Raw genomic sequence first — 17,166 nt, 5'->3', positions numbered from 1 at the left:
GGCTTATTTGAACATTTGCGTGAACTTCTCTGTCACGTCTGATCCATGTTCGCCCATCCATTCCCAATTGGTCTTCAGCAATGGGATCTCGTCCAGATTGGCACGCTTGTCAGCTTTGATATCCGTGCGGCCCGGGAGTAAGGAGGCATCCGCTACTAGTTTCTGTGCGTCGTCCGACAACAGATAGTCAATAAATGCCTTGGCATTCTGCTCATGCTGCGTTGACTTGAGAATTGCAGCGGGACGTGGGCTGATGACGGTTCCCTCTGTTGGATAGACGATGTCAATCGGCTCGCCTTTGGCTTTAGCCTTGTAGGTCATGTAATCGACCGCAGCAACGACTATACCTTTAGCTCCGGTAATCACGGGGTCCAGCGCTTCCTGATTGGCACCAGCCATGGCCACACCGTTTGCCTTGTACTGCTCAAACAACGTCCAGCCTCCATCGCCCTTGGCGCTCAGATAGCCTGTCATAAAGTCCAATGCTGAGCCGGACAGTGATGGGTCGGGGATGTTAACCTGATCCTTGTACTCAGGCTTCGCTAAATCGGCCCATGAAGTTGGTGGTGTTTTCACCAGCTTTGTGTTATACGCAATGCCCAGAGCAGAAGCACTGGTACTGAAGTAGTTGCCCTCCTTATCGGACCAGTCTGGATTTAGCTTGTCCGCGTTTTTGGCATCCGGGTAAGGCAGTGTTAGTCCTTCCTTTTTCAAGCCTTGTACAGACGGAAGCGATGCCAGCACAACCACGTCCGCTACCGGATTCGTCTTCTCGGCTTCCATACGGGCCAAAATTTTTCCTGTCGTTCCCTGAAACAACTCTACCTTCACTCCGCTCTGCGCCTCATATCCTGCTATCAGCTTTTTCGCCAGTCCATCCGGGCCTGCGCTGTAGACCACCAACTTCTGATCGGTGGATGCCGCCTCCGCTTGTCCTGCTGATCCATTAGCTGGCGCCCCATCCTTGGTTGGCGTTGCTGTTCCGCAACCCGCCACAGCGAGTCCAAAAGTCAATGTTAATGCGAGCATCGTCCCTTTTTTCCATCCTGTACGAAAAACATGCCTATTCATCATCTTATATACCCCTTTTCCCTATGCTTCAAGTTGGTGGATGTGTTGCGGTGATACCCAAATGTTCATTTGTTGACCTATGGGCAAGCGGATGGAATGATATGCAGTCCATTGCTCGCCGCTCTCGGCTAGTATACGAATTTCATAACGATCGCCGACATAGCTGACATGCAGGATCTCTACTGTAAAAGCGTGCTGATCCGCTTGCTCCTGTTCCCAACGGACATGTTCAGGACGAAATAGTGTCCGTTCCAACTCCAGCCAGTTGGATTTGCCGATAAACCTCGCCACCTCTGGATGAGCTGGGCAACCGTAGATCACCTCTGGTGTTCCGGTCTGCAAAATATGTCCACTTTTCATAACAACCACTTCATCAGACATGGACATGGCCTCGATCTGATCATGGGTGACATATAGGGCGGTCAGCCCCAGATCGCGCACAAGCGACAACATCTCAATGCGCATCTCCTCCCGTAGCACCGCATCCAGCGCACTGAGAGGCTCGTCGAACAACACCAGTCGAGGCCGGATAGCAACCGCTCTTGCGAAGGCAACCCGCTGCTGCTGACCACCGGACAGCTGATGAGGATACCGATCCTCCATCCCTGACAATCTGACCATGTCGAGCGCCTCCAGCACCACTGTCCGCAGTTCCTTGTCTCGGGCGCTGGCAAACCCTTTCCCCCGCTTGCCCGCACGCAGGCCGAAGGCCACATTTTCAAACACCGTCATATGCGGCCACAGAGCGAAATCCTGAAAGACCATACCAAAGTGGCGGAGATGTGCGGGAATATCCTTTTTTCGTTCAGCCGAAAAAAGAATTTCCTCTCCCATCGTGATTGTGCCGGTATCCGGTGTCTCCAGACCAGCAATCAAGCGCAAGAGCGTTGTTTTCCCACATCCGGACGGTCCGAGCAGTGTTGTGAATTTGCCCCGTCGTACGACCAGATTCGTCTCATGCAGCGCTGTTATTTGGCTGAAGGTTTTACTTAATCCGTGAATATATAGATCCTGATTCATCGCATTACCTGCCTGTTCTTCTGACTGACCCCAGTGTAAAACTTGAATTCGCAAGCTGTGTTATTGGAAAGTTAAAACAAAATTAATTATTTCAATGAATTGTGTTAATACTCATAGATTTAATCTATATAGAGGGGATTAATGCTGCTACCCATACAAATAGGCATGATTGTTCGATTAACCTGAAAGCGAGGCATTCTAAGTGAATTTAAGTCTTCTAAAGTTACATATTGTAGAACTGCTGAATAAGCACCATAAAATTACCACGGTCGCCGAGCTTCTTGGCTTAAAGCAACCTACTGTTACTTTTCATATGAAAAATCTGGAGCGTGAATTCGGCGTAAAGCTGTTTGACACACGCATGGGCAAAATCATCCTGACGGATGCTGGAAATGCGCTACTGCACTATGCCAGCAAAATTAATGCACTGGCTGCCGAAGCTGAGCGAGTCGTCCGCGAGTTCGATACGCTCCAGCGGGGAAGCATACGTATTGGCGCAAGCTATGTACCCGCTACCTACTTGCTTCCTGCTGTGTTGCACCGCTTTGCCCGTGAGCATCCGAGCATTCACATCGCCTTGTCTGTGAAAACTGCGCCCGTGATCAAGGACATGCTCGCTCGTCACGAAATTGATCTTGGCATCATTTCGGCAGAGCCGTTTCAATCCCCAACGCTACTCTCAGAATCCTTGGGCGAAGATGAACTGATGCTCATCTGCTCACCCACTCATCCGCTCGCCAACGAAACCGATTTGACACCCGAGCTTATCGCTTCTTCCTCCTTCGTATTACATGGCAAGGATTCCAGCACACGCCACGTGACCGACAAATGGCTGGAGCGTGGGAGTCGGCGACTTCCCTCCTATCTGGAGTTGGATTCACTGGAAGCCATCAAACAGGCGGTTATGCTGGGAGAACACATCTCCTTTGTCTCTCGCATTGCCGTTCATTCAGAGGTTGAGCGGGGCTTACTGGTTGTAAGACCTATTCCGGGGCAGTCTGTTGAGCGGTATATTTATATGGTCAGCAACAAAGACCGCCATCGCTCGGCGCTCATTCACAGATTCACCGAATATTTATCATGGAACCAAGATTAAATCTTACCTGTCATATAGAAGTTATGTCTTTTTTTTACCGGAGTACCCTCTTGCTTTGACATACGACTGACAATACACCCGTAAAGTGTAGCGTGTAACCTATTCGGACGAACAGGAGAGGATGAAATGAAAACAGGCCTTCGTATCACCCAATTGATGTCGGTAGTAACTCTGAGTGCAGTACTGCTCGTAACAGGATGGAAAGGAGCAGAACCGGTACAAGCTGCCGCCAATGCCACACCAAGCTATGAGGTGAAGCTACTACTGGATACGGCTCAGGTGCTCAATGCGGATGGCTCATTAAAAAGTGGCATCGTGAACGAGTTTCAAATTAGCGACGATGCACAACGATTGAGCGTCGAGTATTTTGATACAAATTCATTGCAATTAAATGACGAGGGCTGGAACGTGAGGTTTCGCAAAAAAGAGGACAAAAAAAATTATGAATTAACCTACAAAAAGCGCTATACGGTCACAAATGGAAATATCGACGCGGCGCTCACCCAAGCGAATAAAGAAGGGTTCAGCGCATCTGATGATAATTATGAGGCTGAGGTGGATTGGGGATACAGCAAGCAAACACTAAGTTTTTCCAATGATAAAAAAACAAATGCCTCCAAAGGATTGGCTCTGCCTTCCCCAGATCAAGCATTAAAGCAACTACAGGATAATCTTCCGGGCAAGCTGCAAAACTGGAAATCCAGCAACTGGGGCAAGAAAACTCTGGCAGACTCCAGAGTACGCGGTCCGGTACAGGTCAGCAAATATGAAGGTAGCTTTCAGGGACTGGATACCGACGTTGAAATATGGCCTATTCGCAGCGCAAACGGATCAGGTACAGAAAATATTATCGAAATCTCCTTCAAAACCTCGGATTACAGTGTTGCCGCCAGCAACCGCACCAAGCTGATGAACCTGTTGCAATCCAAAGGATGGATGGTTCCCGCCGATTCCCTGAAAACGAATTTGGTACTGGAACGCTACTAAGCTAATCCAACATAAAAATGAACCGAGGCGCCAACCTGTTGAGAGTGGCGCCTCGGTTCATTTTATTATTATTTATATGACTACAAGGTCATGATGTTAAAGTTGCTTGCTTACATACGTTCCGGTGCAGACACGCCCACTAGCTTCAGTACGTTGGCAATGGTCGTGCGCACCGCACCAAACAACGCCAAGCGTGCCTGCGTTTGAGCGGCATCCTCTGTAATGACGCGCTCTGCCTTATAGTAGCTGTGGAACAATGAAGCCAGCTCGTAGACATAGCGAATCATACGGTGTGGTGCAAAGTTTGCAGCCGCCACCGATACTTCCTCCGGCAGCTCGCCGATTTTGTGGAGCAAATCGTATTCATGCTCAGCCGTCAGCTTGGACAAGTCAACTTCCGCCAACGGCAGCACAGCAATCCCCTGCTCTTCAGCTTGACGATATACGCTGCATGCACGTGCGTGCGCATATTGTACGTAGAATACTGGATTCTCATTGGAAGTGGAAATCGCCAAATCCATGTCAAAATCCAGGTGCGAATCCATGCTGCGCATAGTGAAGAAGTAACGGATCGCGTCTACACCCACTTCTTCCATCAGATCTTCCATCGTCACGGCCTTGCCAGTACGTTTGGACATTTTTACTTTTTCCCCATTTTGGAACAAGCTGACCATTTGGGCAATCAACACTTTAAGCTTATCCGGGTCATTACCCAGTGCTTCCATTGCTGCCTTCATCCGTGGAATATAGCCATGGTGATCCGCTCCCCAAATGTTGATGATCGTGTCATACCCACGAGCATATTTATCGCGATGGTAAGCGATATCCGGGGTCAGGTACGTATATGTACCGTCATTTTTGATCAAGACACGGTCTTTATCGTCGCCGTACTTGGTCGTATTCAGCCATGTAGCTCCGTCCTTCTCGTAAATCTCTTCACGGTCACGCAGCTCATTCAGCGCTTTAAGCACTTCACCATTTTCATACAGCGACGTTTCGCTGAACCAGGAGTCAAAAGGTACACGGAACAGCTCCAGATCACGCTTAATCTTGTTTAGTTCCTTTTCCAGACCGTAGTCACGGAAATAAGCAGCACGATCTCCCGGTTCCATGGACAACAGAGAATCGCCCTTTTCGGCCACCAGTTCCTTGGCAAACCCGATGATATCCTCACCATGGTAACCATCCTCCGGCATCTCCGCAGGCTGTCCCAGCTCCTGCAAATAACGCGCTTCAATAGAGCGGCTCATGTTGTAAATCTGGTTGCCCGCATCATTAATGTAGTATTCACGAGTTACTTTGTATCCGGCAAAATCAAGCACGTTGCAAAGAGCATCCCCTACGGCTGCACCACGTGCATGACCTAAGTGAAGGCTACCTGTCGGATTGGCGCTGACAAACTCGATTTGTACCTTTTTGCCTGCACCTTCCTGTATACGCCCGTAATCTGCCCCCTGCTCCTGCACTTGTCCAATGACTGCGTACAGGTAGCTCTTGTTCAGGCGGAAGTTAATAAAACCCGGTCCAGCGATTTCCGCACTTTCAATAGAAGCGGAAGCTAAATCCATATTCGCGATTAAGTCTTCAGCGATTTGCCGTGGGTTCTTCTTCGCAATGCGGGTGAGCTGCATCGCAACGTTGGTAGCCAAATCACCGTGTGACTTGTCCTTGGGCACCTCCAGCGTAATGGTCGGCAGCTCTTCGCGGCTCACGATTCCGGCAGCCAGCACCGCCGCCTCGATTGCTAAAGTCACCTTTTGATTAATAAGTTCCAGTGGATTGCTTGTCATGATTATTGCTCCTCCTGTATATGCAAACTGATGGCAAAATGCCCCGAGAAATCCTCAAATACGTACAGATCATAGGTCCAGCTCACATGTCCGCTGAATCCATCCATCCGAATATCAAGCTTCTGCGTATGCGCAGACATGTTCAGGTTTAAATAAGGCGAGCGGTAAAATCCAGGCAACCTGCGTCCCAGCGCAAACGACTGCTCTGATTGTACCTCACCGTGACGAATCAGCTTTAGCTCATCCGGTCCGATCTTGACTGTGTTCCGTGTCGTACCGCCCTCAGGACTTTCTTGCGGCTCATCGTACCTTATATATAGATGCTTCCCACGCACAATCGCTTCTCCGGGAAGTTCCTGTACCACATCTTCTCCGTCATGATGACTATGAAGACGGATTCGGACCTTTGCATTATGTGGCATGTATTCAAACTCCATTCTATTGCTATCCTACTGTACTACTATATCCAGTTCCCGATTGCAATTCAAATGAGTTTTTACAAAAAGATGCTTTCATCCAAAAAATTTAGCTACCTTAAGTCAGCTCCATCAGATGCTTGGCTAAAACTTTCAATGAATCGAGAGGCTAGAGAAGACATGTATTTATCCTTCATCCAGACAGCCGCCACACGTGTATGCAATTCTTCACACATAATTTCCTTAACGATTAACTGGTTATTGCTTCCGAGTGACAACGCAGACCGCGAAATCATACCGATCCCCAGCCCTTCATTAGCCCAATGAAGCGTGGTGCGAGCATCATCGTTTTTGCAAAAGAAATTTGGCTCAAAGCCATGCTTTATACAGGTATCGTGGATCAATTGTTCAAAGCGGCGATATACGATGAGCGGCCTGTTTTTCAAGCCAGACAACGGGATGGTCTTCTGTTCGGGGTTCCAGTCATGTTCTTCTGTCATCACTGCGATCATCGGTTCGGAGGACGCATATCTGCACCCTAAATCAGTGGTATTAAAAGGGGTTCTGACGATACCGACCTCGACAATTCCTTTGTTCAAAAGATCGAGAATCCTAAAGGTATTTCCCTCATGAATTTCAAATTTTACACCCGCATAGGTTTTATGAAATTCGGAAAGCCTGTCTTTCATTAGGGCTGCGCCGGAAGAGGAGACCGTTCCAATGGTAAGCGTACCCTTCATCCCCAAGGCAAAATCGTTAATTTCTCTCGTTGTGGCATCTGTCAGCTCCAGAATCTGCTTGGCCCTATTCTGTAAAATGATGCCGGCCTCCGTCAACTGGATGCTTCGCGAGCCTCGATGCACGAGCTTTACACCAAGCTCTTCCTCCAGTTGCATGAGCTGCTGACTTAAGGGAGGCTGTGCGATTTGCAGCTTTTTGGCTGCCGCTGTAATCTGTCCGGCCTCTGCGATCGCCAAAAAATACTTGAGATGTCTCAATTCCATCATTATGGCCCTCCGGTACTGATATATGTAAAACCTATACCTCTAATATATATTAAATATTATTCATATGGTTGGGGATATGACATAATCAAATTCAGATATGCTATTGCGGCATGAGGCTATATACATTATTTAGGTTAGGTGATGGTTTATTTGCTGAAATTTGCTGTTTTTTTGAAACCCTATAAAAAGGAAACGATTCTTGGGCCTCTATTTAAACTGATTGAGGCCATCTTGGAACTATTGCTGCCCACTATGGTTGCCTTAATGATCAATCATGGTGTAGGTAAAGGAGACACCCATTATGTTTGGCAGATGGGTCTTTTGATGTTACTCATGACTATACTGGGCTTTGGCAGTTCATTAGTGTGTCAGTTTTACGCAGCCCGTGCCTCCCAAGGATTCGGAACTACGCTGCGCAATACGATGTTTAAACATATTTCATCGTTTTCTTATGCTGATCTCGATAAGTTCGGTACGCCCTCGCTCATCAACCGGATTACGAATGATGTCAATCAACTCCAAACGGCTGTAGCGATGCTGATTCGTCTGGTCATTCGTGCTCCTTTTATTTGTATCGGGGCTATTATCATGTCCATGATCCTGGATTTCCGCCTGGCTTTGGTGCTGTTGGCGGCTACACCGGTTCTAGCTTTGATCCTGTATGTGGTCATTACCAAGGCTTCACCACTGTATCGTCGGTATCAAAAAAAACTCGATAAAATCGCTCTGGTACTTAGCGAAAATCTTACAGGCGTACGGGTCATACGCGCATTTGCCAAAAGAGGCGCTGAGCGAGTTAAATTCAACGCCGCTTCGGATGACCTGACTCAGACCGCTATTCGTGTCGGACGTATTTCTGCTTTGCTAAGCCCTGCCACCTTGCTGGTGGTAAACGGAGCTATTATTGCAATCCTGTGGATCGGCGCCATCCATATCCAATATGGATCACTTACACAAGGGGAGATTATTGCCTTTATTAATTACATTACGCAAATTTTATTAGCTCTGATTGTGGTGACCAATTTAATTATTTTGTTCACCAAGGCTGCCACTTCAGCAGCGCGGATTCAGGAGGTCCTAGACACGCAAGCTTCGATTTCCGACACTGCTGCTACTTCTACATCTATAGATAGGGAGGGAACAAGTGGGCATGGCGCTGTACCAGCCATCTCTTTTGATCATGTTTCCTTTGGATACAATACGACAGGGCAACTGGCACTTAACGATGTAGTGGTAAACATCTATCCTGGTGAAACGGTTGGAATCATCGGAGGAACAGGTTCGGGGAAATCCACCTTTGTGAATCTCATTCCCCGCTTCTATGATGCGGTAGAGGGTTGTGTACAGGTTGACGGCATCGACGTACGGCAGTATAAGCTTGAGCAATTGCGGCAGAAAATCGGTATTGTTCCTCAGAAGGCGCTGCTGTTCACTGGGACGATAGCGGATAATATCCGTTGGGGACATGAACACGCCACCGACGAGGAAGTCGCTCAAGCCGCAGCAATCGCGCAAGCGGATGAATTTATTTCTAACTTGCTGGAAAAATTCGATGCCCCGATCACCCGAGGAGGACTTAATCTATCGGGAGGACAAAAACAGCGACTTACCATTGCCAGAGCTATTGTAGGCAATCCGGAAATTCTGATTTTGGACGATTCCTCAAGCGCACTTGATTTTGCAACTGACGCCGCCCTCCGGAAATCGCTACGGGAAAAAAGCACCCGCATGACTGTCCTACTGGTCTCGCAACGAGTAAGCAGCGTACAGCATGCTGATAAAATCATTGTATTTGATGAAGGCCGGATTGTCGGAATCGGCACACATGATCAGTTGATGAGCAGCTCGGAGGTATATCAGGAAATTAATCGCTCCCAGCTCTCAACGCAGGAGGTGGACCAATGAGTGGCAAGGAAACCTGGAGAAGATTGTTAACCTATGTCGGTCAATATAAAACAACAACATTTTGGGTCATCGTCAGTGCGATTCTCAGCGTGCTTGCCAGTCTGATCGGACCCTACATGATTGGTCAAGCTATCGACCACATGGTGGATAAGGGAGCAGTGAATTTTAAAGGTATTGCACAGATTCTAGCTGGATTAGGCATTGTATATGTTGTAGGCAGTCTGTTTAGCTGGCTACTCACGTATTTGACGAACCGTATTGCTTTTCAGACCGTAAATGATATGCGGCGGGAGTTATTTGATCATTTTAATATCCTTCCGTTAAGCTTTCATGACACTCATCCGCAAGGAGACAGCATTAGCCGTTTCGTGAACGATATGGATGCTGTGTCGGATGGATTTCTGCAAGGATTTTCCACCTTGATTACCGGGATTATTACGATTATAGGCTCCATTGTACTCATGCTGTATATCAGTCCGATCATGACGTTGGTCGTATTGGTGTCTGCCCCGATCACATACGGTGTGGCACGGTTCATTACGACAAGGTCACAGCGTATGTTCCGCGAACAGGCCAAAATTTTAGGAAGCCTGAACGGTTACGTGGAAGAAATGATCGGCGGGCAACGGGTAGTTACTGCTTTTCATTATGAAAACCGCTCGCTTGAGGAATTTTCCGCCAGAAACGAACAATTGTATCAAGCCGGGGTGAAATCGCAGTTTTACGGATCATTGTCCAACCCCTCTACCCGATTGGTGAACAACATGACTTTTTCAGTCACCGCCATGATTGGCTGTATTTCCATTATTTTGGGTGGGATCTCGGTAGGTGGATTGTCGAGCTTTCTGATTTATACCAATTTGTTCGCCAAGCCCTTTAATGAAATTACGGGTGTTCTCACCCAGTTCCAGGCAGCCACGGCTTCTGCTCAGCGCATATTTGCGATTTTGGACTCACCGCCAGAGCAGCCGGAAAAATCGAACGCCGTACAGCTGAAGCGCAGCAAAGGCACGATTCTTTTTGATCATGTCAAATTCTCCTATAACCCGGAACGTACGCTCATTACGAACTTTAGTCTGGAGGTTAAACCGGGTACACGTGTGGCCATTGTCGGACAGACCGGAGCTGGCAAAACCACACTCGTCAATCTGCTCATGCGGTTTTACGATGTGGACAGCGGCTCGATATCCATCGACGGGGTGAATATCAACGACATGAGCCGGGACAACCTGCGGACTAACTTTGGTATGGTGCTTCAAGATACATGGCTGTTCAGCGGAACCATTCGGGACAATATCGCTTACGGGAAGCCGGAAGCCACGGACGAAGAAGTCATCGCGGCTGCAACAGCTGCCAATGCGCATAGCTTCATCAAGCGACTGCCTCATGGCTACGATACGGTCATCAGCGGGTCAGGCGACAGCCTGTCGCAAGGCCAAAAACAGCTGCTTACCATCGCGAGGGTAATCCTCGTCGATCCACCTATGCTGATCCTGGATGAAGCGACCAGTAGCATAGACACTCTGACAGAAGCGCGTATCCAAAAAGCATTTATGAAAATGATTGCCGGACGCACCAGCTTTGTGATCGCCCACAGACTATCGACCATCCGCGAAGCGGATTTGATTCTATACATGAAAAACGGCGATGTCGTCGAAAGTGGTACCCATGAGGGGCTGCTTGCCAGCGGCGGCCATTATGCCTCGCTCTATAACAGCCAGTTTACTACGGCTTAAAAGGCTGACCGGATACGGTCGCATCAGTAAGGTCAACGTTCTTAAAAAAAGTCGGTTGCTTTTTAAGCAATTGGCTTTTTTATTTTTCTTTGATAAATCCCCCCCTATATTATATAATAAAACGAGAACAAACGTTTCCGTTTCATCTAAACCTTATGGTTTGTATAGCCAACATCATGCATGGGTTTCAGTTGGGAGGCTGAATATGGATATTAATGAATTTCAAAAGTGGGTCAAGCAATATTATCAAGAGAGGAACTGGTCTGATTTAGATATCTTCGTCCGAATTGGTTTCTTGGCAGAGGAAACCGGGGAGGTTGCGAGAGCTATTCGCGCCCTGGAGATCGGCAGAGACCGGCCTGATGAGATCGATGGTTCATTCGAGGAGAACAGGGAGCATTTAACTGAAGAACTTGGAGACGTACTGGGTAATCTCATCGTGATCGCCAACAAGTATGACATCACCTTGGAGGATATATTTCGAACACACCAGCAAAAACTTGCAAAAAGATATACATAAAGGAGAATCTCATATGAAAAGCATTGCTGTTTTTTGCGGTTCCAGTAATGGAGCGTCTGAGATTTATCGAGAGCATGCTGTTGCTCTGGGCAAGGCACTTGCCGAACAGGAAATAAGCCTGATTTATGGAGGAGCAAGTGTTGGTTTAATGGGTGCAGTGGCTGACGCGGCACTTCATGCAGGAGGTCACGTCATCGGTGTACTCCCTCACTTTTTGCAAAGCCGTGAAATTGCACATGTGGCCTGAGCGAATTAATCATTGTTGATTCCATGCACGAACGAAAATCTAAAATGGCAGAGATTGCGGACGGATTCATTGTTTTACCAGGTGGCCCAGGTACAATGGAAGAATACTTTGAAATTTTCACATGGGCGCAATTAGGCTTGCATGAAAAGCCATGCGGTCTTTTAAATATTAACCATTATTACGATCCTCTTATTTCCTTGTTTAATCGTATGGTTGAGGAACAATTTATGCAGGAAAAATATCGTGCGTTGGTAATTACGGATACTACTTCGCAAGGAATCCTACAGCAATTTACAAATTACACTCCTCCTGCCGTCAAAACATATCTCACGAGCAAACGGACCTGACATTAGGAATGGCACGTATTGCTCAACAGACATACCATTTAATTTAATATGATATGAAAGGAACACCACCGTCAACGTTATTCCAGTGGTGTTCCTGTAAAATTGAACTCATCCAATGAATGCTGTCACGCCTAACGGGAACCCCAATTTTAAATCCCAGCGCCCGTAGCGGTTGGTTGGTCCATTTGCTCACTTTCCTGAAAATCCCTGCGGTAGAACCAGCCGATCAGAACAGCAACGGTAGTCATGGCCGCAGCCAACAAATACACCTGCACCATACCGAAACGGTCTGCATACCAGCCCATGAATAACAAAGACAGACCGAAAGCGAGATTTGTAAGCACATCAATTCCCGCCATCACTTTGGGCAGCTGGGCTGGCGGTGCACTGGTTTGCAGCAAGGTGCGGCGAATAATCCCCGCCATTTGAACAGGTAAGCCTGATACAGCAAAAAGAATAAGCGCAGCAACGGGGATGGTATTCAGCGCAAATACAATGGTAATCAGTACATACACCAGCAATGCTCCGAGCATGTACAAAAAGCTGTTCTTTTGCAATCGCTTGACCAAGCCAACGACAATCAATCCACCCAAAATCGTGCCCGAGAAAAAGGACGCATTCATAAAGCCCCACCAGCTCGCATCCCGATGCAGCACTTGGCTGACGTACGCCAGAATAAATACCCCAAGCCAGGAGACTCCCCCGATACTATCCACGCTATCGACGATCATCAGAGAACGAATACGACGGTTGTGCCAAATGATTGTCCAGCCTTCCCCAAGCTCTTTCCAATGGGAGCCTTTTTCCTTTGCCTTTGCAGGCTCTACTGCATTTGTCGAGGAATCCGAAGCTTCAAGACTTAATTCCTTCTGATCCAGCGGATCACGAATGAAGGACGTGACAGTTACAGCCACGAGATAACAACAGGATGCAATCACAAGCGTATTCAGGGAACCCAGCCAAGCCACAATAATTCCGCTCAGCGCCCAGCCTGCACACCTGACCACCTGATCACTGACCGCCACCATGCCGTTGGCACGCATTAGCCCTTCACCCGTAGCCAAACGGGGTACAAGCGCATTACGCGCAGGATTGGTCCAGCCATCCAGAAAAGACATACCGAACACCATCACAAAAATAAATAGAAACGACCTCTGCTCAGGTACGATCCACAAATAAAGCAGCAGTAGCGTAAAAATGACAAACTGACCAAACTGGGAAAATAGCAACACGCGTGTTAGCCGAAATCGGCCGAGGACGATTGGTGCAACGAGCCCACTAAGCACTTGGGCAGACAATCGGAACAGCGGGATTAGAATAGTCGTCATTAAGGAATTACTTGAGCTGAACACCAATACCACTACACTCAACATGTAGATGATATCTGCTACGTTGGAGATCGTCTGGGACCCCCACAGGTAATAAAAAGAGCGTCTGATCAAAAAAGTTTCCCCCTCTTTGGTACATCGCCGATTTATGTATTTCCATAACCAAACCGTCCCTGTTGACATTACAAATCTGTTAAATGTCTGGTTTTTTGTATATTCTACACACACCCTTAAATTTCCTTCTTTTATCTTAAAAGGAAATTCAGTGTCCAGTATGCTTTCATGGCCATTTTTAAATCTTATTCAAGACAAAAAAGCGCCTATAGCGCTCCTTTCCGCCCAAAAACAGGCAATAAAGACCACTAAGACGCTTTTTCTTAAAATGTTTACTTCGTTAAATCCTCTACAAACTTAGGTAGTACAAACGCCGCTTTGTGCAAACGCGGACTATAATATCGGGTGTCCATCTCTGGAATTCGGTTTTCGTCTACTTCGAGCGGATCATACTTCTTACTACCCAACGTGAATGTCCATAGACCACTCGGATAGGTTGGAATGTTCGCACCATATACACGCACAATCGGGAAAATTTCCTTCACATCTTTGTTAACCTTCTGAATCAGATCTGCCTTGAACCAAGGATTATCCGTTTGTGCAACGAAAATACCGTCTTCCTTCAATGCTTCAAAAATACCTTGGTAAAACCCGCGCTCGAACAGCGGGGCTGCCGGACCTACCGGCTCCGTCGAATCGACCATAATGACGTCGTATTCATTTTTGTGTTCAATAATGTGCATGTATCCGTCATTGACCAGCACTTCTACATTAGGCTCGTCCAGCTTTCCGGCAATTTCAGGCAAATATTTTTTAGAATATTCTATCACCTTACCGTCAATCTCCACCAATACAGCCTTTTCCACTTCAGGGTGCTTGATGACCTCACGAATAACGCCGCCATCGCCACCACCCACAACCAAAACTTTTTTCGGATTCGGATGTGTATTCAAAGCCGGATGTGCTACCATTTCGTGATACACAAATTCATCCTTAACCGTTGTCATCACCATGCCATCCAGAACAAGCATATTGCCGAATTCCTCTGTCTCGATCATAGCCAGATCCTGAAAATCTGTTTTCTCAGAGACGTAGGTTTGTTTGATTTTTGCTGTAATGCCGAAAGAGGGAGTCTGCTTCTCCGTAAACCACAAGTCCATCATTCCAACCTTCTTTCTGATCAAAGTATGTGTCCGGCAATCCGGTAGCATAAACGTTGACTTTCCTTATATCAGTAACACGCAAACGCCAAGTTTGCTATATTTATTGTACCAAACACATTGGAATTTCACACTTTTTGCATTATAAGTGATACCTGAATGAGCTGCTAAAGCAATTTGGAGATTTAATCTTGTTTAAAATAGACACGTATGTGTATCTGATGAATAGACGCTTTCGGATTGACTATACTGAGAACATCAACTATGGAAGGAGGTGGCATGATGACCGATACGACCGGACGATCCCCCAAGCGTAAACCGCTTTGGCTTCGATTGTTTCAAGGACTGATGTCTCTCACGATTCTGACGGTCATCGCCGCCTGCATCCTGCTCGCCTATTTGTACACGACCAGCCTTCCGCTCGCGGATACGGACCGGAATTCACGTCTGCTCGATAGTCAGGGGCAAGTCATCGCCACTTTCTCTGCTGGAGGCAAAGAATCCATTCCGGTCCAGCTTGATCACATTTCACCCGATTTGATTGCAGCTACCCTGGCTGTGGAAGATCGGAAGTTTTACGATCATTTTGGCTTTGATTTCAAAGGTCTGGGCCGGGCGGTAATCGTTAATCTGACCCGCTGGGATATGTCGCAAGGGGCCAGCACGCTGACTCAGCAGCTTGCACGCAATCTATACTTATCTCATGAGAAAACGTGGACGCGCAAGGCCAAGGAGGCTATCTATACCGCACAGCTTGAAATGAAGTACACCAAAAATGAGCTGCTACAAATGTATTTGAACGAAATTTACTATGGTCACGGCGCCTATGGCATTGAAGCAGCTTCGCAAATGTATTTCGGTAAATCCGCAAAAGATCTGGATTTGGCCGAAAGCGCCCTGTTAGCAGGTATTCCGAAAGGGCCAACCTACTATTCACCGTATAATCATATGAAAAATGCAAAGGATCGGCAGAAAATTGTTCTGGACTCCATGGCGCTTATCGGCAAAATTACACCGGCTGAAGCCACCAAGGCCTATGAGGAAATGTTAGCCCTGCGGCCCGAGAGCCAGCGTCGGACAGTGGAAACCGCTCCCTGGTTCCGCGATTACGTCCGCCAGTTGGTGACACATCAGCTCGGGATTAGCGAAGGGGTGCTTGAGCATGGCGGCCTGAGTATTTATACCACGCTGGACATGCACATGCAGCAAGCAGCCGAGGCGGCTGTAAACGAGGGCATGAAGAACAGCAACGGACTGGAAACCGCGTTAATCTCCATGGACCCGCGCAACGGGCATGTCAAGGCCATGGTCGGCGGAACGAACTATGTCGGGAATCAATATAATCATGCGCTGGCCACAACCCGGCAGCCAGGCTCCTCCTTCAAGCCGATTATGTATCTAAGCGCACTGGATTCCGGCGAATTGACGAGTACGTCCAAGTTCGAAAGCCGACCGACGTTGTTCCACTACGATAACAATCGCAAGACCTATAAGCCCAAAAATTTTGGAGACAAATATTTGGGCGAAATAGATCTTCGGCGCGCAATTGCGGCGTCCGATAATATTTATGCCGTTAGCACCATTTTGAAGGTGGGAACGGATAAGGTCATGGATCTCGCCAGCAAAATGGGCATTACAAGCGAGCTCAAGCCCGTACCTTCGCTAGCGCTGGGTGTGTCGCCCGTCAGCCCGTTCGAGATGGCCTCGGCCTTCTCGGTCATCGGTAGCGGCGGGCAAAAGGTGGCTCCGGTGGCAGTGCTGCGCATCACCGATGCTGCCGGGCGGTCGCTGTACGAAGCGCCCCAAGCCGCGCCCGTGCAGGTGGTGAAGCCCGCCTCCGCCTACGTCCTCACACGCCTTATGGAAGGCGTGTTCGAGGAAGGCGGCACTGGCAACCGGGTCGCGAAGCTGATCAAGCGCCCGGTTGCCGGCAAGAGCGGCACGACCAACACCGATGCGTGGATGGTCGGCTTTACCCCCGAGCTGTCCACCGCTGTCTGGGTCGGCTATGACAAGGGCAAGGACATCAGCACACAGGATGCCCGACGGGCGGCTCCGATTTTTGCGCAATATACGGAGAAAGCGCTGGAGAATGTGCCACCCAAAATCTTTCCTATCCCTGACGGCGTAGTCAGCGCTTATATTGACCCGGCCAGCGGCAAGCTGGCTGCACCGGACAGCCCGGACAAGCGGCTGGAGGTATTCGTCAGCGGCACGGAGCCGAAGGAGACGCTATCGGGGCAAGATAACCAACCGGCATCCACACCAACTGACCAAGCGGAGCGACAAGCTGAAAAGAAATCGTGGTGGGGCAATTTTAAGCGTTGGTGGATGGATTAATAGCAAAAAAAGACTGGGGGAACGCGATGAGCGCTCTCTCAGTCTTTTTATTTTCGCATCACTTACCTCATATGCCCATTTAACTCTCTTGCCAGTGCCATCAGCCATCATCCCGTTAAACCCCACTCTTCCCTAAAGCTGC

Annotated in this window: 13 protein-coding genes and 1 pseudogene; 7 read left to right on the top strand and 7 right to left on the bottom strand. The window is 48.2% G+C overall.

Annotated elements, in window-relative coordinates; all coding sequences use genetic code 11:
- Positions 1–3: 3 nt before the first annotated feature.
- Together NSQ57_RS00660 and NSQ57_RS00655 are read right to left on the bottom strand one after the other, a co-directional pair.
- Positions 4–1,074, bottom strand: coding sequence for an ABC transporter substrate-binding protein (locus NSQ57_RS00660; RefSeq protein ID WP_029514900.1), 1,071 nt, complete (start codon positions 1,072–1,074; stop codon positions 4–6).
- Between the two features lie 18 nt (positions 1,075–1,092).
- Positions 1,093–2,091 carry an ABC transporter ATP-binding protein gene (locus tag NSQ57_RS00655; RefSeq protein ID WP_341040373.1) on the bottom strand — a complete coding sequence of 333 codons (999 nt, stop codon included), beginning with the start codon at positions 2,089–2,091 and terminating at the stop codon, positions 1,093–1,095.
- Positions 2,092–2,293: 202 nt separating this feature from the next.
- Here NSQ57_RS00655 and NSQ57_RS00650 point away from each other — a divergent pair, with 202 nt between their 5' ends.
- Both NSQ57_RS00650 and NSQ57_RS00645 read left to right on the top strand, forming a co-directional pair.
- Positions 2,294–3,187 carry a LysR family transcriptional regulator gene (locus NSQ57_RS00650; protein WP_342425498.1) on the top strand — a complete coding sequence of 298 codons (894 nt, stop codon included), beginning with the start codon at positions 2,294–2,296 and terminating at the stop codon, positions 3,185–3,187.
- A gap of 126 nt (positions 3,188–3,313) precedes the next feature.
- Positions 3,314–4,174 carry a hypothetical protein gene (locus NSQ57_RS00645; protein ID WP_342425497.1) on the top strand — a complete coding sequence of 287 codons (861 nt, stop codon included), beginning with the start codon at positions 3,314–3,316 and terminating at the stop codon, positions 4,172–4,174.
- Positions 4,175–4,284: 110 nt separating this feature from the next.
- On the opposite strand, the gene argS is transcribed toward NSQ57_RS00645, so the two are convergent.
- The 3 genes from argS to NSQ57_RS00630 all read right to left on the bottom strand — a co-directional run bounded on the left by argS (position 4,285) and on the right by NSQ57_RS00630 (position 7,384).
- Positions 4,285–5,964, bottom strand: coding sequence for an arginine--tRNA ligase (argS, locus tag NSQ57_RS00640; protein ID WP_342425496.1), 1,680 nt, complete (start codon positions 5,962–5,964; stop codon positions 4,285–4,287).
- A 2-nt stretch (positions 5,965–5,966) separates the two neighbouring features.
- Entirely contained in the window at positions 5,967–6,401 is a 435-nt protein-coding gene (locus NSQ57_RS00635; protein ID WP_080658551.1) for a DUF1934 domain-containing protein, read from the bottom strand.
- 92 nt (positions 6,402–6,493) lie between these two features.
- Complete coding sequence (locus NSQ57_RS00630; protein WP_209950358.1) at positions 6,494–7,384, bottom strand: LysR family transcriptional regulator; 891 nt, start codon at positions 7,382–7,384, stop codon at positions 6,494–6,496.
- A gap of 153 nt (positions 7,385–7,537) precedes the next feature.
- Between NSQ57_RS00630 and NSQ57_RS00625 the strand changes: the two genes are divergently transcribed.
- The 4 genes and pseudogenes from NSQ57_RS00625 (at position 7,538) to NSQ57_RS00610 (ending at position 12,142) form a co-directional block, all read left to right on the top strand.
- A complete protein-coding gene (locus NSQ57_RS00625) occupies positions 7,538–9,292 on the top strand; it encodes an ABC transporter ATP-binding protein (protein WP_342425495.1) in 1,755 nt (584 codons plus the stop codon).
- Entirely contained in the window at positions 9,289–11,028 is a 1,740-nt protein-coding gene (locus NSQ57_RS00620) for an ABC transporter ATP-binding protein (RefSeq protein ID WP_342425494.1), read from the top strand. Before NSQ57_RS00625 ends, NSQ57_RS00620 begins: the two co-directional genes overlap by 4 nt.
- 205 nt (positions 11,029–11,233) lie before the next feature.
- A complete protein-coding gene (locus NSQ57_RS00615; protein ID WP_029514913.1) occupies positions 11,234–11,548 on the top strand; it encodes a MazG-like family protein in 315 nt (104 codons plus the stop codon).
- A 13-nt stretch (positions 11,549–11,561) separates the two neighbouring features.
- Positions 11,562–12,142 (top strand): annotated as a pseudogene (locus tag NSQ57_RS00610) (TIGR00730 family Rossman fold protein).
- Between the two features lie 149 nt (positions 12,143–12,291).
- On the opposite strand, the gene NSQ57_RS00605 reads toward NSQ57_RS00610, so the two are convergent.
- Both NSQ57_RS00605 and speE read right to left on the bottom strand, forming a co-directional pair.
- Positions 12,292–13,584: an MFS transporter gene (locus NSQ57_RS00605; protein WP_069011485.1), complete on the bottom strand. Its 1,293-nt coding sequence runs from the start codon at positions 13,582–13,584 to the stop codon at positions 12,292–12,294.
- A 272-nt stretch (positions 13,585–13,856) separates the two neighbouring features.
- Positions 13,857–14,684 carry a polyamine aminopropyltransferase gene (gene speE, locus NSQ57_RS00600; RefSeq protein WP_029514919.1) on the bottom strand — a complete coding sequence of 276 codons (828 nt, stop codon included), beginning with the start codon at positions 14,682–14,684 and terminating at the stop codon, positions 13,857–13,859.
- 282 nt (positions 14,685–14,966) lie between these two features.
- On the opposite strand from speE, the gene NSQ57_RS00595 reads away from it, so the two are divergent.
- Complete coding sequence (locus NSQ57_RS00595; RefSeq protein ID WP_029514921.1) at positions 14,967–17,024, top strand: PBP1A family penicillin-binding protein; 2,058 nt, start codon at positions 14,967–14,969, stop codon at positions 17,022–17,024.
- Positions 17,025–17,166 lie beyond the last annotated feature (142 nt).

Source organism: Paenibacillus sp. FSL L8-0502 (assembly GCF_038593055.1).
Lineage (GTDB): Bacteria > Bacillota > Bacilli > Paenibacillales > Paenibacillaceae > Paenibacillus > Paenibacillus polymyxa_D.
Note: the sequence above shows the minus strand (reverse complement) of the source record. Positions and strands in the feature narration are given on the sequence as shown.

What these genes read in the sequence shown, in the direction of transcription:
- NSQ57_RS00660 (WP_029514900.1), bottom strand. Translation starts at nt 1,074, where the DNA reads ATGATGAATAGGCATGTTTTTCGTACAGGATGGAAAAAAGGGACGATG.
- NSQ57_RS00655 (WP_341040373.1), bottom strand. Translation starts at nt 2,091, where the DNA reads ATGAATCAGGATCTATATATTCACGGATTAAGTAAAACCTTCAGCCAA.
- NSQ57_RS00645 (WP_342425497.1), top strand. Translation starts at nt 3,314, where the DNA reads ATGAAAACAGGCCTTCGTATCACCCAATTGATGTCGGTAGTAACTCTG.
- argS (WP_342425496.1), bottom strand. Translation starts at nt 5,964, where the DNA reads ATGACAAGCAATCCACTGGAACTTATTAATCAAAAGGTGACTTTAGCA.
- NSQ57_RS00635 (WP_080658551.1), bottom strand. Translation starts at nt 6,401, where the DNA reads ATGGAGTTTGAATACATGCCACATAATGCAAAGGTCCGAATCCGTCTT.
- NSQ57_RS00630 (WP_209950358.1), bottom strand. Translation starts at nt 7,384, where the DNA reads ATGGAATTGAGACATCTCAAGTATTTTTTGGCGATCGCAGAGGCCGGA.
- NSQ57_RS00620 (WP_342425494.1), top strand. Translation starts at nt 9,289, where the DNA reads ATGAGTGGCAAGGAAACCTGGAGAAGATTGTTAACCTATGTCGGTCAA.
- NSQ57_RS00615 (WP_029514913.1), top strand. Translation starts at nt 11,234, where the DNA reads ATGGATATTAATGAATTTCAAAAGTGGGTCAAGCAATATTATCAAGAG.
- speE (WP_029514919.1), bottom strand. Translation starts at nt 14,684, where the DNA reads ATGGACTTGTGGTTTACGGAGAAGCAGACTCCCTCTTTCGGCATTACA.
- NSQ57_RS00595 (WP_029514921.1), top strand. Translation starts at nt 14,967, where the DNA reads ATGACCGATACGACCGGACGATCCCCCAAGCGTAAACCGCTTTGGCTT.